Origin of the sequence: Klebsiella sp. 4_1_44FAA (assembly GCF_000238715.1) — a bacterium.
GTDB classification, from domain to species: domain Bacteria; phylum Pseudomonadota; class Gammaproteobacteria; order Enterobacterales; family Enterobacteriaceae; genus Klebsiella; species Klebsiella pneumoniae.
In genome coordinates this window covers 820,218-840,606 of record NZ_JH414799.1, presented here as the reverse complement: position 1 = coordinate 840,606, position 20,389 = coordinate 820,218, and the positions used below count along the sequence as shown (strand labels likewise).

16 protein-coding genes are annotated in these 20,389 nt (G+C 56.8%); 5 read left to right on the top strand and 11 right to left on the bottom strand.

Features of this window, described 5'->3' with window-relative positions; genetic code table 11:
- Positions 1-78: 78 nt before the first annotated feature.
- Positions 79-1,290 carry a diaminopropionate ammonia-lyase gene (gene dpaL, locus HMPREF1024_RS16565; protein ID WP_004179185.1) on the bottom strand — a complete coding sequence of 404 codons (1,212 nt, stop codon included), beginning with the start codon at positions 1,288-1,290 and terminating at the stop codon, positions 79-81.
- Between the two features lie 311 nt (positions 1,291-1,601).
- On the opposite strand from dpaL, the gene HMPREF1024_RS16570 reads away from it, so the two are divergent.
- The 4 genes from HMPREF1024_RS16570 (at position 1,602) to HMPREF1024_RS16585 (ending at position 6,688) form a co-directional block, all read left to right on the top strand.
- A complete protein-coding gene (locus tag HMPREF1024_RS16570; protein ID WP_032451364.1) occupies positions 1,602-2,063 on the top strand; it encodes an Lrp/AsnC family transcriptional regulator in 462 nt (153 codons plus the stop codon).
- Between the two features lie 175 nt (positions 2,064-2,238).
- The gene (asnS, locus tag HMPREF1024_RS16575) at positions 2,239-3,639 is read left to right on the top strand and encodes an asparagine--tRNA ligase (RefSeq protein ID WP_009308279.1); all 1,401 of its coding nucleotides are present in this window, start codon (positions 2,239-2,241) and stop codon (positions 3,637-3,639) included.
- A 591-nt stretch (positions 3,640-4,230) separates the two neighbouring features.
- Positions 4,231-5,310 carry a porin OmpK35 gene (gene ompK35 / locus HMPREF1024_RS16580; RefSeq protein WP_009308277.1) on the top strand — a complete coding sequence of 360 codons (1,080 nt, stop codon included), beginning with the start codon at positions 4,231-4,233 and terminating at the stop codon, positions 5,308-5,310.
- Between the two features lie 187 nt (positions 5,311-5,497).
- Positions 5,498-6,688 carry an amino acid aminotransferase gene (locus tag HMPREF1024_RS16585; protein ID WP_002898202.1) on the top strand — a complete coding sequence of 397 codons (1,191 nt, stop codon included), beginning with the start codon at positions 5,498-5,500 and terminating at the stop codon, positions 6,686-6,688.
- Between the two features lie 68 nt (positions 6,689-6,756).
- Here HMPREF1024_RS16585 and HMPREF1024_RS16590 read toward each other — a convergent pair whose 3' ends face one another.
- The 7 genes from HMPREF1024_RS16590 to cmoM all read right to left on the bottom strand — a co-directional run bounded on the left by HMPREF1024_RS16590 (position 6,757) and on the right by cmoM (position 17,515).
- Positions 6,757-7,404 carry an MBL fold metallo-hydrolase gene (locus HMPREF1024_RS16590; RefSeq protein ID WP_002898200.1) on the bottom strand — a complete coding sequence of 216 codons (648 nt, stop codon included), beginning with the start codon at positions 7,402-7,404 and terminating at the stop codon, positions 6,757-6,759.
- Positions 7,405-7,417: 13 nt separating this feature from the next.
- Positions 7,418-7,969 carry a YcbK family protein gene (locus tag HMPREF1024_RS16595; protein ID WP_002898198.1) on the bottom strand — a complete coding sequence of 184 codons (552 nt, stop codon included), beginning with the start codon at positions 7,967-7,969 and terminating at the stop codon, positions 7,418-7,420.
- Between the two features lie 302 nt (positions 7,970-8,271).
- Complete coding sequence (ldtD, locus tag HMPREF1024_RS16600) at positions 8,272-10,062, bottom strand: L,D-transpeptidase (protein WP_009308271.1); 1,791 nt, start codon at positions 10,060-10,062, stop codon at positions 8,272-8,274.
- Positions 10,063-10,262: 200 nt separating this feature from the next.
- On the bottom strand, positions 10,263-14,711 hold the full coding sequence (gene mukB / locus HMPREF1024_RS16605; RefSeq protein WP_004176682.1) for a chromosome partition protein MukB: 4,449 nt from the start codon (positions 14,709-14,711) through the stop codon (positions 10,263-10,265).
- Positions 14,711-15,415, bottom strand: coding sequence for a chromosome partition protein MukE (mukE, locus tag HMPREF1024_RS16610; RefSeq protein WP_004150840.1), 705 nt, complete (start codon positions 15,413-15,415; stop codon positions 14,711-14,713). Before mukE ends, mukB begins: the two co-directional genes overlap by 1 nt.
- Positions 15,396-16,718 (bottom strand): chromosome partition protein MukF, encoded by a 1,323-nt coding sequence (gene mukF, locus HMPREF1024_RS16615; RefSeq protein WP_002898189.1) that lies wholly within the window; start codon positions 16,716-16,718, stop codon positions 15,396-15,398. The genes mukE and mukF overlap by 20 nt, the downstream gene beginning before the upstream one ends.
- Positions 16,715-17,515, bottom strand: coding sequence for a tRNA uridine 5-oxyacetic acid(34) methyltransferase CmoM (gene cmoM, locus HMPREF1024_RS16620; RefSeq protein ID WP_002898187.1), 801 nt, complete (start codon positions 17,513-17,515; stop codon positions 16,715-16,717). Before cmoM ends, mukF begins: the two co-directional genes overlap by 4 nt.
- A gap of 121 nt (positions 17,516-17,636) precedes the next feature.
- Between cmoM and elyC the strand changes: the two genes are divergently transcribed.
- Entirely contained in the window at positions 17,637-18,416 is a 780-nt protein-coding gene (gene elyC, locus HMPREF1024_RS16625; protein ID WP_009308267.1) for an envelope biogenesis factor ElyC, read from the top strand.
- Here elyC and HMPREF1024_RS16630 read toward each other — a convergent pair.
- From HMPREF1024_RS16630 to ycaR, 3 genes are all read right to left on the bottom strand, one after another.
- Positions 18,393-19,286, bottom strand: coding sequence for a YcbJ family phosphotransferase (locus HMPREF1024_RS16630; protein WP_002898182.1), 894 nt, complete (start codon positions 19,284-19,286; stop codon positions 18,393-18,395). The two genes, elyC and HMPREF1024_RS16630, sit on opposite strands and share 24 nt — an antisense overlap.
- Before the next feature lie 137 nt (positions 19,287-19,423).
- Entirely contained in the window at positions 19,424-20,170 is a 747-nt protein-coding gene (gene kdsB, locus HMPREF1024_RS16635) for a 3-deoxy-manno-octulosonate cytidylyltransferase (RefSeq protein WP_002898180.1), read from the bottom strand.
- Positions 20,167-20,349 carry a protein YcaR gene (gene ycaR / locus HMPREF1024_RS16640; RefSeq protein WP_002898177.1) on the bottom strand — a complete coding sequence of 61 codons (183 nt, stop codon included), beginning with the start codon at positions 20,347-20,349 and terminating at the stop codon, positions 20,167-20,169. Before ycaR ends, kdsB begins: the two co-directional genes overlap by 4 nt.
- Positions 20,350-20,389: the final 40 nt, after the last annotated feature.

Below are 20,389 nucleotides of genomic sequence, written 5' to 3'. Positions count from 1 at the left end.
CGTTATGAGTCAGAACGCTTGTCATACCGAGGGCTTGTAGGGTAGGTAAGATGGCCCCCTTGTTATTGTCGATAGCGCTCAACCATTACGGCCAAACCAGACGATGTCTTCATAGACATCGGGTGATGTATCTCCTTCCGTGCTGATTAACAGAACCTGTGCATCGGCATTCAGGCGCAGCGATTCGGCAAGCTCGCGATACGCCGGTTGAGTCATCAGCGCATAAAGCACTCCTGTGCCAATAGCGCCGGATTCCCCGGAGACAAAAGGTTCGTCAGTACCTGGTCGCGGAGCGGCCAACAGGCGCATGCCGTTGGCCGCCAGACAATCGTCGGCGGAAATAAAACAGGTGGCATGGTCGCGGAGCATTGGCCAGCTGGTGATGTTAGGTTCACCACAGGCAAGCCCGGCCATCAGGGTTGACATATCCCCGCCGACGCTGTGCGGCAGTCCGTCATTAATGGTTGCCGAGCGAAACAGGCAGTTCGCCTTGTGCGGCTCAACGATGATGATAGTGGGAGCCTGCTGCTGCATCTTTTCGATGAAATATCCCATGATGCTACCGGCAAACGACCCGACCCCGGCTTGTAAAAACAGATGCGTCGGCATCGACGCTCCGCTTTCTGCCAGCTGCTGCCAGATTTCAACAGCGAGGGTCATATAGCCTTGCATGATCCATGTGGGGATCTGCTCGTAGCCCTGCCAGGCGGTATCCTGGAGTAGAACCCATCCCTGCTCGCGCGCGGTTTTGGCCGCCAGCCGAACTGTGTCGTCGTAGTTCAGTTCAGTAATCGTGCATTCGGCGCCATGCCGGCGAATATTCTGCGCGCGTACCGGCGACGAGCCCTTTGGCATATACACCACCGCACGCAGCCCAAGCTGCTCAGCCGCCCACGCCACGCCACGTCCGTGGTTACCGTCGGTAGCAGTCACAAATACGATGTCCTTGATACGCGCCTTAATCACTGGTGAATTAAGCTCGGCAAAGCTCAACGTATTAATATCTCGCTCAAGCAGAGCGGCGAGATATTTCCCCATCGCATAGGACCCGCCTAGTCCTTTAAACGCATTCAAACCGAATCGCTGCGCTTCATCTTTTATATGGATCGATCCCAGCCCCAGCCGCTGGCTTAAAAATTCCAGCTTACGCAGCGGCGTGACCCGGTAATCAGGAAATTTTTGATGGAATGCCAGCACTTCGTTCCCCACGCTTTCATTCAGCAGACTCAAGTCTGCTCCCTGGCCATAGGGCTGCCGCCGGGCGTTAAGTTGAAATTTAATTGTGTCCACTATTCAGGCACCTCTATTTTCATATCGTCCTGCGACGATAACGTTATTTGCGACCATTCCGCCTAAACGACGGGTGCACGGATCCGTGCGGCCTGAGACAGGACGGTCGCTTTAAATTGGTTAAGTCAGAATGTGAGAGGCTTTTTGTCGCGATATACCGCTTTCCCACTGCCTGTGATGGTACACTGCGCCCGGCGGTTAATTGGCGCAAAGTTGCCCATCGCGCCGCAATTTTCACTCTGTTTTATCATTCATACGCAACAACGTTGCATTAGTGAGGTTGATCACAGGCTTGCAGGACGAGATATATGATGAAACTTGACGCATGGGATAAAAAAATTCTTACGCTCTTGCAGCGTAATAATCGCTTGTCGCAACGGGAGATCGCCGATCGGATCAGCCTGTCTCCTTCGGCAGTCAATCGGCGTATCGCTGCACTGGAGGATGCAGGGGTGATTATAGGCAGTGTTAGCTTAGTGGACGCCAGTAAAGTGGGAAGACCAATCACCATTATGGTGCAGGTGACCATTGAGAATGAACGTCTCGATCTGCTTGAGGAGGATAAACAGCGTTTCGTAACCTGTCCGCAAGTGCAGCAGGTCTACTATGTCACTGGCGACTTCGATTTTCTGCTCGTGATCAACGTCCGTGATATGGCGGAATACGAAGCGCTAACCCGTGAACTCTTTTTTGCCTCGGGAAATATCAAGTCTTTCCGGACCATCGTGTCGATGCAAAATGCGAAGCAGGAAATGACGGTCATTATCGAGTAAGTCGTGTAAAAGTCGACATGGGGAGCCAAAGAACGCCCCGGAGGTGTATTTATTTCCGAAATCCACCCTTCCCTGTGCGAAATCTACTTGTCTGATGGAAGATGACAGGTAACATAGATATCCCCCCGCTGTTGGGGGAAGAGACTTTTTTATTGGACTACATAGAGAGATTATTATGAGCGTTGTGCCTGTAGCCGACGTACTCCAGGGCCGCGTTGCCGTTGACAGCGAAGTCACGGTCCGCGGATGGGTGCGTACCCGCCGAGATTCTAAAGCTGGCTTTTCTTTCCTCGCCGTCTATGACGGTTCCTGCTTTGATCCTGTACAGGCCGTTATTAATAATTCTCTGCCCAATTACAATCAGGAAGTGCTGCGTCTGACCACCGGCTGCTCGGTGATTGTCACCGGTAAAGTCGTGGCTTCTCAGGGTCAGGGTCAAAGCTTTGAGATCCAGGCGACCAGCGTGGAAGTGACCGGCTGGGTGGAAGACCCGGACACCTACCCGATGGCGGCCAAGCGCCACAGCATCGAGTATCTGCGTGAAGTAGCGCACCTGCGTCCGCGCACCAACCTGATTGGCGCGGTAGCCCGCGTGCGTCACACCCTGGCGCAGGCGCTGCACCGCTTCTTCAACGAACAGGGCTTCTTCTGGGTTTCCACCCCGCTGATCACCGCCTCCGATACCGAAGGCGCCGGCGAAATGTTCCGCGTGTCGACGCTGGATCTGGAAAACCTGCCGCGTAACGATCAGGGCAAAGTCGATTTCGACAAAGACTTCTTCGGTAAAGAGTCGTTCCTGACCGTTTCCGGCCAGCTGAACGGCGAAACCTACGCCTGTGCGCTGTCGAAGATTTATACCTTCGGCCCGACCTTCCGCGCCGAGAACTCCAACACCAGCCGCCACCTGGCGGAATTCTGGATGCTGGAGCCGGAAGTGGCCTTCGCCAACCTGAACGACGTCGCCGGCCTGGCGGAAGCGATGCTCAAGTACGTCTTCAAAGCGGTACTGGAAGAGCGTGCGGACGACATGCAGTTCTTCGCCGAGCGCGTGGATAAAGACGCTATCGACCGTCTGCAGCGCTTTATCACCGCTGATTTTGCCCAGGTGGATTACACCGACGCCGTCACCATTCTGGAAAACTGCGGCAAACAGTTCGAGAACCCGGTGTACTGGGGCGTGGATCTCTCCTCTGAGCACGAACGTTACCTGGCCGAAGCGCACTTCAAAGCGCCGGTGGTGGTGAAAAACTACCCGAAAGACATTAAAGCGTTCTATATGCGCCTTAACGAAGACGGTAAAACCGTCGCGGCAATGGACGTTCTGGCGCCGGGCATCGGCGAGATTATCGGCGGTTCCCAGCGTGAAGAGCGTCTCGACGTGCTTGACGCGCGTATGGCAGAGATGGGGCTTAACAAAGAAGACTACTGGTGGTATCGCGACCTGCGTCGCTACGGCACCGTGCCGCATTCCGGCTTCGGTCTGGGCTTCGAACGCCTCATCGCTTACGTCACCGGCGTGCAGAACGTCCGCGATGTTATTCCGTTCCCGCGGACGCCGCGCAACGCGACATTCTAAATTTTTCTGACATCAATCTGAAAGGCCAGCGCAAGCTGGCCTTTTTTTATGTCAATTACTGTTAGTAAAATTCAACAACCTTAAACATCAAGACCTGGAAATCACAATTATGTTACGCACTGTTTCGGTGCATCCTGGTGATGTAGATCGCACTTTATGTTCATAACAGAGCAAAATGGCTGATAAATTTGCTCATTTTTTGACCTTTACCCGCACATCTTGCAAAGACAGAGACTGAATAAAAAGAATACGAATTCAATACACAAAATGAACGAATTGCCGCTTAGCCAAATTAATCATAAATAATTCATATAGATAGATAAGTAATGACGTTTGCCCTTATCCGGTGGAACGGAATTTTGATTAAGTTCACAAAGTTCCGTTAAATACACATTTAGTTACATGATTTTTCATTTTGTTACTCATATGAGATATTCGTAGCATTTTCCGGCTAGCGAAACGTTGTCGCGGATGGAAAGATGCCTTCAGACACCAAACTCTCATCAATGGTTCTGTAAGTTTTTATTGACAGAACTTATTGACGGCAGTGGCACGTGTTCATATAAAAAATATTAATGAGGGTAATAAATAATGATGAAGCGCAATATTCTGGCAGTGGTGATCCCTGCCCTGCTGGTAGCCGGTGCAGCCAACGCTGCAGAAATCTATAACAAAAACGGCAACAAACTGGACTTCTATGGAAAAATGGTCGGCAAGCACGTCTGGACCACCAATGGCGACACCAGCAGCGACGATACCACCTATGCCCGTATCGGCCTGAAAGGCGAAACTCAGATCAACGATCAGCTGATCGGCTACGGCCAGTGGGAATACAACATGGACGCGTCCAATGTTGAAGGTTCCCAGACCACAAAAACCCGTCTGGCGTTCGCAGGCCTGAAAGCGGGCGAATACGGTTCATTCGACTATGGCCGTAACTACGGCGCGATCTACGACGTCGAAGCGGCAACCGATATGCTGGTTGAATGGGGCGGTGACGGCTGGAACTATACCGACAACTACATGACCGGTCGTACCAACGGCGTCGCAACCTACCGTAACTCCGACTTCTTCGGTCTGGTTGACGGTCTGAGCTTCGCGCTGCAGTACCAGGGTAAAAACGACCACGACCGTGCGATTCGCAAGCAGAATGGTGACGGCTTCAGCACCGCAGCCACCTACGCGTTCGACAACGGTATCGCACTGTCTGCAGGCTACTCCAGCTCTAACCGTAGCGTCGATCAGAAAGCTGACGGCAATGGCGACAAAGCCGAAGCCTGGGCGACCTCTGCAAAATATGACGCTAACAACATCTATGCGGCCGTCATGTACTCCCAGACTTACAACATGACTCCGGAAGAAGATAACCACTTCGCCGGTAAAACTCAGAACTTTGAAGCAGTTGTACAGTATCAGTTTGACTTCGGCCTGCGTCCGTCCATCGGCTACGTACAGACCAAAGGCAAGGACCTGCAGTCGCGTGCTGGCTTCTCCGGCGGCGATGCGGATCTGGTTAAATACATCGAAGTGGGTACCTGGTACTACTTTAACAAGAACATGAACGTCTACGCTGCGTATAAATTCAACCAGCTGGACGACAACGATTACACCAAAGCGGCTGGTGTCGCCACTGACGACCAGGCGGCCGTGGGTATCGTTTACCAGTTCTAATCTGCAGTACACCCCTTCGTGATATGCCTTCAAAGCAGGACTTCGGTCCTGCTTTTCTGTATTCGTGAGGCAAAGATCGTCTCTTTCGAAAACCTTCGCGCTTTTTGTCGCAAACGGTTGGCAATTCGTTATTCTCCCGTTAACCTGATAGCGGATTTCCCTTCAGTAATCACAATGGAACCTCGTCATGTTTGAGAACATTACCGCCGCCCCAGCCGACCCGATTTTAGGTCTGGCCGATCTGTTTCGTGCCGATGACCGCCCTGAAAAAATTAACCTCGGAATTGGTGTTTACAAGGATGAAACCGGTAAAACGCCCGTTCTGACCAGCGTCAAAAAAGCAGAGCAGTATCTGCTGGAAAATGAAACGACTAAAAACTATCTGGGCATCGATGGTATTCCTGAATTTGGTCGCTGCACCCAGGAGCTGCTGTTCGGTAAAGGCAATGCGATTATCGCTGATAAACGCGCCCGCACCGCGCAGACACCGGGCGGTACCGGTGCGCTGCGTGTCGCCGCAGACTTCCTCGCCAAAAACACCGACGTGAAACGTGTGTGGGTAAGTAATCCGAGCTGGCCGAACCATAAAAGCGTATTCACCTCTGCCGGGCTGGAAGTGCGCGAATACGCTTACTACGACGCGGCTAACCACGCGCTGGACTTTGATGGTCTGCTGGCCAGCCTGAACGAAGCCCAGGCGGGCGACGTGGTACTGTTCCACGGCTGCTGCCACAACCCGACCGGTATCGATCCGACGCTCGATCAGTGGCAGCAGCTGGCGCAGCTGTCGGTGGAAAAAGGCTGGCTACCGCTGTTCGATTTCGCCTACCAGGGCTTCGCCCGCGGTCTGGAAGAAGATGCTGAAGGGCTACGCGCTTTTGCTGCTCTACATAAAGAGCTGCTGGTCGCCAGCTCCTACTCGAAAAACTTTGGCCTGTACAACGAGCGCGTCGGCGCCTGCACTCTGGTCGCCGCGGATCAGGAGACTGTAGACCGCGCTTTCAGTCAGATGAAGTCGGTGATCCGCGCCAACTACTCCAACCCGCCTGCGCACGGCGCCTCCGTGGTCGCCACCATTCTGAGCAACGATGCGCTGCGGGCAATCTGGGAGCAGGAACTGACCGATATGCGCCAGCGCATCCAGCGTATGCGTCTGCTGTTCGTCAATACCCTGCAGGAGAAAGGCGCGAGCCGCGACTTCAGCTTTATCAGCCAGCAGAACGGCATGTTCTCATTCAGCGGCCTGACTAAAGAGCAGGTGCTGCGCCTGCGTGAAGAGTTCGCCATCTATGCGGTAGCTTCCGGACGTATCAACGTGGCCGGGATGACGCCTGACAATATGGCGCCGCTGTGCGAAGCCATCGTCGCCGTACTGTAAGCGATAGTATTCGGTATAAAGAAAAAGGCCGCGAATGCGGCCTTTTTTATGTGTTCGCGTCATGTCTGTTACCAGACCGGCATCTCATCCTGCAGAAACGGATTATTACGGCGTTCCTCACCCAGCGTCGACAGCGGACCATGGCCGGGAATAAAGGTCACATCATCGCCCAGCGGCAACAGCTTTTCCTTGATAGCCGCAATCAGCTGCCCATGGTCGCCGCGCGGAAAATCGCTGCGTCCCACCCCGCCTTTGAAAATCACGTCTCCGGAGATCAGCAGTCGGGAGGCGTCATCAAAAAAGACCACATGGCCCGGCGTATGGCCCGGGCAGTGCAGCACCTGCAGCGCCACATTCCCCACATTGACCACATCGCCTTCATTGAGCCAGCGATCCGGACGCAGCGGTTGGCAATCCTCCAGGCCGAACATCCGGCTTTGCGCCGGTAATCCTTCCAGCCAGAACTCATCCTCTTTTTCCGGACCAATAACCGGTACGCCATAATGCTGCGCCAGTTCAGCCGCGGCGCCAACGTGATCGAGGTGGCCATGCGTCAGCAGGATCTGCATCAGCGTGACGCCAGCCTCCGCCACCACCGCTTTGATACGTTCAGCATCGCCGCCAGGATCGACCAGCGCCGCCAGCCGGGTTTGCCCGCACCAGATAAGAGAACAGTTCTGCGCGAACGCGGTAACCGGAATAATACGATAGTTCATGACGCTCCTTTCGTTACCAGTGCCTTACGGGACCGGTATCAATATGCACAAAGTTACTACGTGGGTAATATCCTACACCACCTGCGCGCATAGATAACGCCGCTTTGCGAATATTGCTTAACGAAATACCTTCAATATGGAAATCCATCGCCTGCCCCTTGGTGTGATAGCTGTGTTTCGCTACACCACGGCTTCGTGCGCGAAGCTCATCGTTGGTATCAAGGGAACGATAGCCAGAGATAAGCTGGACAGGTTTGTTGGTGCCAAGTAGTCCCTGCAACCGATAAAGATGATCGAACAGATTTGGATCGATGGACTTAATTTTATTCGCGCGATAGTCACGGAAAAAATGGTTAAGTCTTGCTAATTCATCCTGAATATAGCCTCTGCCATCGAAAAACTCCGCCCTGAGCGATTCACCGGTATGCAGGTTATTCAGCGTCAAAATACGCGGACGGGGGGTCGAGAGGGTGGCAAATGCCGGCGCAGGGAGAATGGCGGCAGCACCCAGCGCAGCGCCACCCAACGCCAGCAATCTGCGGCGATTAGCGTCAAATTTGTCCATGATAATCAGGTCTACAGTCAATGAATCGTTATATACTTTTTCCGCTTTGCGCGATGCCAGGATCAGCTCGCTATCGCTCGCCACGACCGAGATGTTGCCCGGCAAAGGAGAGCGTTCGCGCTAACCGCGCTACGCATTGAGCGGAATGATATGTATATGCACTTCTGGCGCACGAAAGGCACCTTACCGGGCATTATTGCCAACGTCAAGGCAGCCTCACCCCAGGAAAATCGGGCGCTGCAGAGGTGCAGCGCCCTTTTTTACCCAGTGCTAGGACAACAAAATCCATTGAACTACTTCATTTACCTGATTAATTGTTCCGCTTTCGTCAGAATTTGTGCGCTGGATCGCGCGGTGATATCGTAATTGTAAATATCTGTTCGATATTGTGTACGTCCATCAGCGTCCACAAACGCCGTTAAGTAATATAAATTCACCGGTATATTTTGCCGAATATTGACATAGCGCGTATCCCCCTGCTTCAGGGCGTCGGAAATGCGCGTGTCATTCCAGCCCGCGTCCTGCAGCAGCATATTGGCCAGCTCCGAGGCTTTATTGACCCTGACGCAGCCGGAACTGAGCGCACGGACATCCTTCTGAAACAGATTATGATTCGGCGTATCGTGCAGATAGATAGCATCCGAACTCGGCATATTAAACTTGTAACGCCCCAGTGAATTACGTGCCCCAGGCGCCTGCTGAAAACGGAACGGTAAATTGTTCTCGGTGATGGTTGACCAGTCAACCCGGTAAGGATCGATGGTCTCTTTACTGTTCCAGCCGCGCATCACGGTGTAGCCATGCTGCTCCAGATAGCCAGGATTATTACGCACCTTCGGCAGAATATCTTTGCGCGCCAGGGTGGGCGGTACGTTCCACGGCGGATTGACCACTACGTTGTTCAGCGCGCTGCTCATCATCGGCGTCTTGCGGTCTGGACGTCCGACGATCACCCGCGAGGCCAGCACCTGACTGCCGTCCTGGTAATAGACCAGCGAAAACGCGGGAATATTCACCATGATACCGGTCGATAGTTTGCCTGGCAGCAGACGTAGACGCTGAATGTTCAGCGCCAGCACGCCAGCGCGCTGCGCCGATGAGACATTGAGCCAGTCACGGGTGGATTGGCCGATGACCCCATCCGCCCCCAGCCCCTGCATGGCCTGAAAGCGCTTAACGCCCTCCACCAGCTGGCGATCGTACACACCGCGCGCCGCGGGCTTGCTCTTTTTCTTCGCCGAAGGACTCACCACGTCGCCGGGCAGAACGATATTGGCGGAATTTTCCAGCATCCCGGTACGCTGGAGGATCTCGCGCAGCGCGCCGATATCATTGCTCCATTCTCCCGGACGCAGCGAGCCGCTGCCGGTCATCTGCGGCCATGGACGTGAATCAGCCACCAGCGCCAGCAGCGACTGGTGCATGGCCTCATACTGCGGATGACGCGGCGCCAGGCAGGCGATAAACGCCGGCAGGGAGCCATTATCCAGCGCCAGCTGCCACTGGTTAATCACCGACAGCGGCGGGGTCGCCATCTTGTACGGTGTCGAGCTATATAACCAGCGGGTCCCCTGGGTGGGGATGCCGCTGATAAAGTGCAGATAGCCCATCATGGCATCAGACAACACCACATCGCGCGCCATACCGCTGACGGCAGGATCGGTCAGCAGACTGACCCAGGTGGTAAACTGCGGCTGAAAACCGGCGATGGCGATCTCCGCCAGCTGCTGCTGGAACGCCTGCACCGCCTCGCGGTTTTCCCACATCGGTTTCATATCCCTGGCGGCGTATAGCGAGACCAGCGGATTCATAAAGACGGGTTTGTAGCCAGCCGGCAATAGCGCTTCGATCTGGGCGCGACTGTTCGCCGCGGCTTCCATCGACAGCGGCTGCTCACCGGCCAGCTTCGCGACCGCCGGCGATTGCCCGTCGCTTTGCGACAGCGCGACGGAAAGCTCTCCAGGCGTAGCGGAGCTATCACCTGGTACGACTTCAGGCTCTGCGGCCTGGACATTGAACAGCGGAGCAAATGCCATTGCCAGGCTCAGACTGAGCGCTGACAATGGACGACCATACCGTTTCTTAAGCAACATCCCTTGCCCCCTGTTGTCACACATTGCCGCCCACAAATTCGTGGGCTTTAACACAGTATATAAAGACGAAAAGGCTTTTGCCTTACCTAATGTAAAGAAGCTTAAAGATTATACCACCCTGGCATAGCAAGCTGGATAGCAAAAAGGGCAACTTAACGTTGCCCTTTTCAGCGCTTACCCGCCAGTAGTGAGCTGCATCGTCAGGAGGCGTCGGCCGTTCCCGGCAGCGCTTCCGGCAGCGGCGCGGCAAACCCGCGCAGCCCCACGACGTGCACATGTTCGTGATTATTGAACACCTTACGCACCAGTTTATAGGTAGTGCCTTTTTCCGGACTGATGTTCTCCGGCGCTGCGATAATCAGCTGCATCTCCAGACGTTCGCACAGCTCGAAAAGGGTGGCGATGGAGCGGGCGTCGAGACGCGCCGCTTCATCGAGGAACAGCAGACGGCAAGGCGAGATATCCTTGCCGCGCAGGCGACGGGATTCATCTTCCCAACTCTGCACCACCATCACCAGAATCGACATCCCGGTACCGATAGCTTCCCCGGTAGACAGCGCGCCGGACTCCGCGCGCAGCCAGCCGTCGGAGCCGCGGTTAACTTCCACTTCCATCTCCAGATAGTTGCGGTAGTCGAGCAGCTCTTCACCGATGGTTTGCGGCGTGCGCTGCCCCATGTCGATCTGTGGGTTGAGACGCTGATAGAGCTTGGCCAGCGCCTCAGAGAAGGTCAGACGATTGCTGTTAAACAGATCCTGGTGCTGCTCATGCTGCTCGGAGAGCACGTCGAGCAGCATCGAGTGGGTCTCACGCACATTGACGTTCAGACGCACGCTGTTGACCTGGCCGAAGGAGACGCTCTGCAGACCCTGGTTGAGCATCCGGATACGGTTCTGCTCGCGCTGAATGGTTTTGCGAATAATGTTGGCCACGCTGCGGGAACTGATCGCCAGCTTCTGTTCACGGTTGGTCAGCTCTTCGGTCAGGCGGCTGAGCTCGATCTCCATCTGCTCGATCGCTTCCACCGGATCATCGGTGCGAATAATATCCTGACGAATACGCTCGCGCAGATGCTGGTATACGGCAACGAAGAACTGAATTTTGCGCTCCGGACGCTTCGGATCTTCCGAGATACGCAGCACGTCACGCAGATGTTCGTTATCGGCGACCGCCAGACGCAGCGCCCCCAGCGCCTTATCCGACATTGAGCGCAGCTCATCGGCGGAGAGATAGGCCAGCTCGCGGCGATGCAGACGACGTTCGACGCCGTTGTCTTTCACCAGACGCATCACCGCGCACCAGCCCGCCTTGGCGGTCACCACCTGCTCGCGCATTTCGCAGTAATCGCGCTCCAGCTTGCGCAGTTTACGGGTCAGGTTGTCCATTTCCGCTTCGCAGAAGGTCAACGCTTTCTCCAGCTGATTGCGTCGGGAGCGGTTATTGCTCAGCTGCATGTGCAGTTCATCGCGACGCGCGCGAGCACGCTCTTCCGCGCCGGCGTCGGCGCGCACGCCAATGTCCTGCAATTCTTTATACAGATCGTTGAGCAGCTCTTTCTTGGTGTCATACGAGCTCTTCAGCGAGGCCAGCACCTGATTGTACTGACTAAGCTGCGCCGCATGGGCACGCATCGCGTCGCGCGCGCGGCTGCGTTCGGACTCCGCCTGCTCCAGACGCTGGCGCAGCTTCTCGTTGAGATCGCTGTTGCCGCTGAGCATTTCCGCCGAATCGGAGTAGCTGAAGTGGGCCCTGCGCTGCACAACTTCCGCCAGGGCAAAAGCCTGCTGACGCGCATCGCGCTGGGTTTGCTGCGCATAGGCGTAATCTTCTTTCAGCTGCTCAAACTGCTCCGGATCGCTCTGCAGCACCGAAACAATAGGCTCCAGCTTCGCCAGCTGGTTACCGTGCTGCTGAATAAAGCGCGCGGCCTCCTGCGCTTCGTCCAGACGTTCCTGGATCTCGTCCACGCGGTCGGCCAGCGTATCATCCGCCAGCAGGTTCAGGCGCGGCAGCAGGCGGTTGAGCGCCGACACGCCCTCTTTCGCCTGCTCGTACTGCACACGGTTCTGTTGGTTATCGCTTTCATGGGCGCTCAGCGCACGCTCCAGCTCGCCGCGGCGGCTGTTGAGTTTGCGGATCTCTTCTTCCGGATCGTCCTCGAAAGCCACCGCCAGATGGCTGCCGATAAAGCGGCTGAAGGCCTGGTGCAGGCGCTGGGTTTTCTGCACATCGAACGACAGGGTCGCAAAACGCTCTGACAGCGATTCACGCTCGGCATGCAGGGTTTCAATGCGGTTTTCACGTGCCGCGCGGCCAAACAGCGGCAGCGACGGGAAGCGCGAATAACGCCACTGGCGATCGGCAATCTTCACCACCACCGCTTTTTCCAGCTCGTCGACGCTGAATACGCTGTCATCGAAGGATTGCGGATCGCCTTCGATCAGATACAGGTCTTCCGGGCAATCTTCCAGCCCCTCAAGCTGCTCGGCTACCCGCGACAGATCCGGTACCACGATCGCATGGCGCGACGGACCGTACAGCGCGGAGAAGTACGGCGCATCGTCCAGGCTAACATCATCGTAGATCTCGGACAGCAGAACGCCGCCGAACCGTTCCGCCAGGGCGTTGAGGCGCGGATCTTCCGAACCGCCCGGCTGGCTAAGACGCTCGATTTCTTCGTCGATGGCGCGCTTGCGGGCGCCGACCTCGTCACGTTCAACGATAGCCTCTCGTTCACGCTCCAGCAGCTGCTGCAGGTATTCGGTGACCTCCTGGCCGGACGCAAACTGCTCGCCGCTTTGCTCGCACAGCTGGTTAAGGCTGTTCTGCGCCGCCAGCCAGACCGGCGCCCGACGCATCAGCGTCTGGGTACGCGACTGCAGTTGCTCCAGCTCCTGACGCAGCGCCATGCGCTGCTCCTGAGCATTGGAGACGCTGTCGGCCAGCGACGCGATGCGCGCTTCCAGCTCCTGATGCAGCGTTTCCAGATCGTCGATATCGTAGCGTTTACCCTGGCGTTTGCAGAACTCGGCCAGCTGACGCTCAGCGTCCTGCTGCTCGCGCAGGCGCTGTTCAAGCTCGTTGAGGCGGCTGCGCAGCCCCTGCGCCTGCTCGGCCTGGTGGCGCTGGTTCACGCCGTCGCGCAGCAATTCGCGCGCTACGTCCCAGGCTTCATTGCGCGCCAGCGGGCCGTTAATCGCCGCCACCAACTGGTAAGCCTGTTCAAACTGGCTGTGCGCGGTTTGCGCCACGCTCATTTTCTGTTCCAGCGACAGCATTTTCTCCGTCGCTTCCTGCTCTTTCGCCTGGAAGGTTTCCAGCCACTCGTCGGCGCTCTCCGGGGTCAGATCCGGCAGATGGCACAGCGCCTTCGCGCGCTCCAGCGCCTGCAGCGCCTGGTTATACTGAATGGCGCGGGTCTGCTGCACATCGAGCGCCTGCTGATAGTCGGCGAGCTGGCTTTTCAGCTCATCCACTTCCAGCTCGGCGGCCTCAGCGCGGGCTTCGTTCTCTTCCTGACGATCGACGGCTTCCGCCACCACTTCATTCTGTTCTTCCAGACGGATCTGCAGCTCGTCGAGATCCGCTTCGTAGCGCTCGATTTTTTCCTGCTGACGCAGCGCAGTCTGCACCAGGTTCAGGTGATCGCTGGCGGCCTGGTAATCGGCTTCCAGATCGCCCTCCGCGCCGTTATGCTCCTGCAGTTCGCGCGCCATGTCGACGTGCTTATACTGCTCAGCCGCCAGCTGCGAACGCGAGGTGAAGAGATCGCGGCGATACTCCAGCGCCTTATCCAGGTGAATGCGCCTCTCGTTGGCGTGACGCATATAGTCCGCCGCCACGTAGTTGGTGGCTTCGCTGATCAGGTGTTTAAACAGATCGCGGTCGGACTGGGTAACGCGAATGGCTTCCAGCGTCATGCGGTTTTCCCGCAGCGCCGCTTCCATATCCTGGAACGCTTTACGCACGCCGCTGTTTTCCGGCAGCAGGTAGTCGCGCAGCGAGCGGGTAATGGTGCTGGAGATCCCGCCGTACAGCGAGGCCTCAATCAGGCGGTAGTACTTGCTACGATCGGAGGCGGAACGCAGGCGACGCGCCACCACGCCCAGATCGAACATTAGCGAGTGATATTCGGTGATCGAGTTGAACTGTTTAAACTGGACCCCTTCCATCGCCTCGAGTTTATCTTTCAGCTCGTTGAGGCTCACGACGCGCGCCTGGCGATCGTTCAGCGTTTCGGTCAACAGCTGGGTCGGCAGGATAGAGGTCGGCAGTCCCTGAATGGCGAAAGGTTTAATATCGACTTTACGATCGCGCCCGGCGACCTGCTGCAGGCGCACGCCGACCACCACGCGCTGGTGGCGGGAGTTGATCACATCGAGTACCGAGTAACACACCCCGGCGCGCAGCTTACCGTGCAGGCCTTTATCGCGTGAGCCGCTGGTGGCCCCCGCTTCGGTGGTGTTACGGAAGTGCAGCAGGGTTAAATCCGGGATCAGCGCCGTGACGAAGGCCGCCATGGTCGTGGACTTACCCGCGCCGTTCCCCCCGGAGAGGGTGGTCACCAGTTCATCAAGATCAAAGGTCCGGGCAAAGAAGCCGTTCCAGTTAACCAGCGTTAGCGAGCGAAACTTACCGCGTTCAATCATTACTCTTCCTCCCCGCTATCCGGCTGGTTTTCTTCATTCTCATCATTGAGCTGCAGGTGATTTTCCAGGGCCATCGCTTCCCCGTCGCGGATCAGACGGCGCTGCGCTTCGCGCGGGTCGTCGCCGGCGCGCACATCGGCGCCAAAGCGGAATACCGATTCGGTAATGCGAAACTTGCTGCTATCGTGGCCCATAAACCACACCATCCCCAGACGGCGTAAGCGGTTAAGCGAGGCCCGCATTTTTTCCTGCAGCTTCTGGCGGTCCAGATCCGAACCGGTGGAACGGTTGTTCACCAGCTTCAGCAGCCTGGATTCATCGGCCAGGGTCAGCAGCTCGTCATAGAGCTCCTGCTGGGTAAAAATCCCTTCGTTCGCCAGGCGCTCCGGGCTGAGATAGAGATAGCAAAGAATTTTGCCCACCATCATATCCAGCTCGGACAGTACCGAGCGCGAAATCAGCGTGGTGGACCGCGGGCGCAGGTAGAAGAATCCCTCCGGCGCGCGGATCAGCTCGACGTTATAGCGAGCGTAAAACTCTTCCAGGTAATCCTGAAAATCCATCAAAAATGCGTGATTATCCAGCTCGTCGAGACCGATATGACGGCCCGCGCGCAGGGCGCTGTCCAGCGCCGGAAATAACGGATTGGCCAACGCCTGCGCCAGCTTAACCGGCATCACTTGTTCAATATTTGTCAATGACATGCGCCTGTACCTTGGCTCCGTAATCATTAATCGGCTGCCATTTTGCCGGCAGTCCGGTGAAATCTGCCTGGGCGACGCCCAGCTGTACCGCCTGATCCACGACGATCCGCGCCACGTCGAAGTGACGCCCGCGCGGATACTGCGCCAGGAACTCCCGCGCCACCAGGCCGAGATCCAGCGGTATTCCTTTCTCTTTATAGACCGCCAGCTGCGCTTCGATCAGCGCCGCCAGCTGCTCGCGAATTTCGTTAAACTCTTCAAATTCGAGGTCCGCCGGCAGCTCGCCGGTGACCTCTTCATCGCGCAGGGCCATCTCTTCATCGCGCATATCCAGCAGGCGGTCGGCGTTGGCGTAAGTTAGCGCCCACGGTTCATCAAAATAGGTCTGTACCGACTGGCGCAGACGCTGGGCGAAGACGCGGTTCTTATCCATATCGATAGCGGTACGGATAAACTTGTGCACATGGCGGTCGTAGCCGATCCACAGGTCAATCGCCTGCTGACCCCAGCTGACGATGCGGTCGAGCTTGCTTTGCAGATCGAACACCAGCCGATCGACAAAATGGAGATCGTCGCGCGCCATGGTCGAGTCCTGAATGCGCAGCAGGTTCGCCTGCAGCTTATCCCCTGCCGCATCCAGCGTATCCTGCAGTTCGCGCAGGGTGCCGGAGGTTTCCGACAGCAGCAGTTCACAGCTGGAAATCGCCGCGCGCCAGTCTTTATTCAACAACTGCGCGATATCGTCTTTCACCAGCTGCTGCTGCTCATCCATAATGCGCTGCGTCAGGTCGATGCTGTCGAAAATTTCCGCTACGGAATACTTCAGCGGCGCAAAAACGTTGCGATGCCAGTGGAATTCATCACCGCCCTCTTCCGCGGCGTCCGCCGCGCGCTTCAGCTCGCCGGCGACGATCGACAGCTGCATCGAGAGACGCAGCGTCGAGAATTCGCGCTGACGGATATAATAATCGGTGATCCCAATCCCCAACGGCGTCAGGCGATAGATCGCATTGCCTTCGGTAATTTCGCTGGTAAAGCGGTTCAGCAGACGCTGGCGCACCAAATCGTTGATCGCGTTATTGGCGCGCTGGCTGATGGTTTCGCTGGTCTGCTCAAACGCATCACTGACGTGGCGGAACGCATCCACCAGTTCACCCTCGCTCATTTCCCCTTCCAGTCGTTCACCATTCAGAGTGGCGATCGCCAGCAGGAAAGAGAGTCTGTCGACCGGTAGCGAGATTGAAAAATCATTTTTTCTGGCCCAGGCAACCAGTTCGGGGACTGTCTGGGAAAATTCACTCATACTTTATCCTTGCATCTGCGGCTATGAGCCTGGCTCTTAAGCGCGGTGACATGAATATAACGGCCCAGGCTGAGATACGGCTCCTGACGACAGTAGCGCGTCTCCAGCGCCAGCAGCGCCGCATAGCTGTCATGCTGTTGGCGTTTTTCACGCAGATAATCATGAAACACCCGCACGCCGGTTTTGCTGACGATCTGCCAGCCAATCTCTTCCAGCCAGTGATAAACCTGCTGTGGTTCACGCGGATAATCCGGCGACAGCGTGCGTTTTTTCTTTTTTGGCATGCCCAGTTGAACGTAATCAAAATTACCGGCAACCATATTGTGCATCAACAGGCCGTTAGCATTGTAGAACATCAATGACAGTCCACCGCCAGCACGCAGCGTCGACCACAGGGTATGCAGTATTTCCTGGGGCTCCGCCACCCACTCCAGCACCGCATGAAACAGTACCAGATCGACCGGGCTTTCCAAATGCTGCGCAATATCCTGAGCCGCGCATTGTACAAAATGCATGTTGTCGATCACACCTTTATCGGCGGCCGCCTGGCGGGCGCGAGCCACCATCTCAGCGGAGAGATCGCACAGCGTCACGTGATGGCCCAGTTGCGCGACTTTGATGGCCGTTTGCCCTTCGCCGCCGCCGGCATCCAGCACCCTCAGCGGTCCCGGCCCCAGCTGCGCCAACAGCGGTTCCAGATCCTGCCAGAGGATCGCCTGACGCAACTGGCCTTTTGTGGTGCCGTAAATATTGCGCGAAAACTTTTCAGCAATGTCATCGAAATTGCGATCCTGCACGAGTGACTCCACAAGCCAACACAAAACCGCTATTTTGTCATACCCGCGCCGAGAATGAAGCGATCTGTTATAAGATCCGAACATAACTTTGGTTATATGGTTAAAAAAGGAACCATCTGGCATGCTTTTCACGCTAAAAAAGATCGTCGGCGGCCTGCTGTTGCCGCTACCCGCCTTACTGTTGCTGATCGGTATCGGGATCGCGCTGTTATGGTTCAGCCGCTTTCAGCGTACCGGAAAGCTATGCGTGAGCCTCGGCTGGCTGCTGCTGACGCTGCTGAGCCTGCAGCCCGTGGCCGACAGCCTGCTGAAACCGATTGAAGATACCTACCCCACCTGGCGCGGCGAGCAGCCGGTGAACTACGTGGTGGTGCTGGGCGGCGGCTATACCTGGAATCCGGAGTGGGCGCCAAGCTCTAATCTTATCAATAACAGCCTGCCGCGCCTGACGGAGGGCATCCGCCTGTGGCAGGCGAATCCCGGTTCGAAAATGATCTTTACCGGCGCGGCGGCGAAAACGAACCCCGTCAGCACGGCGGAAGCCGGGGCGAGAGTGGCGGAGAGCCTTGGCGTACCTCGCAGCGATATCATTGTGCTCGATCGGCCGAAAGATACAGAAGAGGAAGCGCTGGCGGTGAAGCGCGCCATCGGCGACGCGCCCTTCCTGCTGGTCACCTCGGCGTCACACCTTCCGCGGGCGATGATATTCTTTCGCCATGCCGGCCTGGATCCGCTTCCCGCGCCGGCCAATCAGCTGGCGGTGACCTCGCCGCTCAATCCGTGGGAGCGGGCCATTCCTTCTCCAGTGTGGCTGATGCACAGCGACCGGGTCGGCTATGAAACCCTTGGTCGCGTCTGGCAACGGCTGAAAGGCAGCTCAGGCGAGCCAGGGCAGGAGTGATTTTGCAGCGAGGTCAAAACGGGCGCGATCAAAGCGCCCGGTGTTGACCAGACTATCCACCTCATCCCACAGCAGATAAAGCCAGCGCCGCCAGACAAAGGCCTCGGAAACTGGCGCCTGCTGCAGGTAGCGCCACAGCAGCTGTTCCGCCTGGCCGCCTTCAGCAAGGCGGAACAGTTCATACTCGCGTGGCGCCCACAGCATCATCCCCGGCCCCACCATCGCCAGCAGCTGATCGCTGCGCGGATCTTTTAGCATGCTGCGCAGAGTGAAGTTGCCATGCACCAGCACAGCATTATCATTGAAATCGCGGAACAGCTCCGGAAGGCACTCGCGGGAGCGGAACAAAAGGCGCTTATCCTGCATGGTGAGACCGGTGTCCTGATACAGGTTCAGGGTGCTCCACAATATCTCTACCCGCTGGCGGTACCAGTTCGGCCACAGGTTTTCCTGGGTATTGTCGACCATTCCCACGCAGCCGCCACTGTCCTGCCGATGCCACGCCAGCAGCGCCTCGACGATTTGCTCCTGCAGTTGCTCCCAGCGCGCCGGGGTGCGCGTCGGCGCCTCCACCGGTACGCCGCGCAGGCGCTCAAGCAACAGCACATCTGGTCCGGGATGTTCTTCGTGCGTCATGACGCCATAAACCACCGGCATACGCACCGTACCATTACGCGCCAGGGTCGAGATCTTCCATGCCAGCTGCCGCGCCACGCCGGGCGTGGTGAAACTTCGCGCCAGCAGCGGCATCGGGTTTCCCTGCGCATCGTACAGGAACCACAGCGCCGTAGCGGCTTGTTCACTGACACACTCCACCCGGCTTAGCTTTTCGCCAAGAAGATGACTGAGTTCGGTTCGCAACTGTTCCATTGTCGATTACCCCTATGAACACTACTGGTTTCATAATGAGCGCCCGCACCTGGGTTGTCATCGGATAAGATCAAAAAGGGGTAAAAAAAGCAAAAAACCGACGGGGATATCCCCTCCAGCAAGGAGGGGACAGAGGGCTAACGCAGCTCAGCGCGGACGCGCTCCAGATCTTCCGGGGTATCCACGCCGGTGCCGGGCACTTCGGCCGCCACGGCGACATGGATTTTCTCGCCATACCACAGCACTCGCAGCTGCTCGAGCATTTCAATCTGCTCCAGCGGGCTCGGCGCCCAGCTGACATAGCGGCGGATAAAGCCGGCGCGATAGCCATAGATGCCGATGTGACGCAGCAGGGAGTCACCGATGGTCTCGCGGGATTGGGCAAAGCGATCGCGATCCCAGGGAATAGTCGCGCGGGAGAAATAGAGCGCGTAACCCTTGGCATCCATCACCACTTTGACCGCATTCGGGTTAAACGCCTCTTCCGCATCATGGATCGGTACCGCCAGGGTCGCCATTCCGCTGCTGCTGGCAGCCAGATTCTCCGCCACCTGGCGGACAATCGCCGGGGGGATCATCGGCTCATCGCCCTGAATATTGACGATAATGGTGTCATCGCTGAACGCGCACTTTTCCACCACTTCCGCCAGCCGTTCGGTGCCGGACTGATGGTCGGCGCGGGTCATACAGACCTCGCCGCCGGCGGCTTCAACCGCCCGGGCGACATCTTCGTGATCGGTGGCGACAATAATGCGATCCGCGCCGGATTCACGAGCGCGCTCCAGCACATGGACAATCATCGGCTTACCATTAATGTCCTGCAGTGGTTTTCCCGGCAGGCGCGTGGAGGCGAAACGCGCAGGAATAATGACCACGAAACTCATGAGTGACTCTCTTCTAGCGCCAGCGGACGCGCCTCTGTCTCCAGCAGCACCGGGATACCGTCGCGCAGCGGAAACGCCAGGCTATCAAGTTTGCAAATAAGTTCTTGCTTATCCTGACTGTAATACAGCTTGCCGTTACAGACCGGGCAGGCGATGATTTCAAGTAAACGGTGATCCATGTTTCCTCCTGATGGACCGGATAGATTTCTCAGCAGCATA

Excerpts from the sequence above, each read along its gene's own strand:
- HMPREF1024_RS16585 (WP_002898202.1), top strand. The coding sequence starts at position 5,498 with ATGTTTGAGAACATTACCGCCGCCCCAGCCGACCCGATTTTAGGTCTG.
- mukE (WP_004150840.1), bottom strand. The coding sequence starts at position 15,415 with ATGTCATTGACAAATATTGAACAAGTGATGCCGGTTAAGCTGGCGCAG.
- HMPREF1024_RS16595 (WP_002898198.1), bottom strand. The coding sequence starts at position 7,969 with ATGGACAAATTTGACGCTAATCGCCGCAGATTGCTGGCGTTGGGTGGC.
- mukB (WP_004176682.1), bottom strand. The coding sequence starts at position 14,711 with ATGATTGAACGCGGTAAGTTTCGCTCGCTAACGCTGGTTAACTGGAAC.
- asnS (WP_009308279.1), top strand. The coding sequence starts at position 2,239 with ATGAGCGTTGTGCCTGTAGCCGACGTACTCCAGGGCCGCGTTGCCGTT.
- kdsB (WP_002898180.1), bottom strand. The coding sequence starts at position 20,170 with ATGAGTTTCGTGGTCATTATTCCTGCGCGTTTCGCCTCCACGCGCCTG.
- HMPREF1024_RS16570 (WP_032451364.1), top strand. The coding sequence starts at position 1,602 with ATGAAACTTGACGCATGGGATAAAAAAATTCTTACGCTCTTGCAGCGT.
- elyC (WP_009308267.1), top strand. The coding sequence starts at position 17,637 with ATGCTTTTCACGCTAAAAAAGATCGTCGGCGGCCTGCTGTTGCCGCTA.
- mukF (WP_002898189.1), bottom strand. The coding sequence starts at position 16,718 with ATGAGTGAATTTTCCCAGACAGTCCCCGAACTGGTTGCCTGGGCCAGA.
- ompK35 (WP_009308277.1), top strand. The coding sequence starts at position 4,231 with ATGATGAAGCGCAATATTCTGGCAGTGGTGATCCCTGCCCTGCTGGTA.
- ldtD (WP_009308271.1), bottom strand. The coding sequence starts at position 10,062 with ATGTTGCTTAAGAAACGGTATGGTCGTCCATTGTCAGCGCTCAGTCTG.
- HMPREF1024_RS16630 (WP_002898182.1), bottom strand. The coding sequence starts at position 19,286 with ATGGAACAGTTGCGAACCGAACTCAGTCATCTTCTTGGCGAAAAGCTA.
- ycaR (WP_002898177.1), bottom strand. The coding sequence starts at position 20,349 with ATGGATCACCGTTTACTTGAAATCATCGCCTGCCCGGTCTGTAACGGC.
- HMPREF1024_RS16590 (WP_002898200.1), bottom strand. The coding sequence starts at position 7,404 with ATGAACTATCGTATTATTCCGGTTACCGCGTTCGCGCAGAACTGTTCT.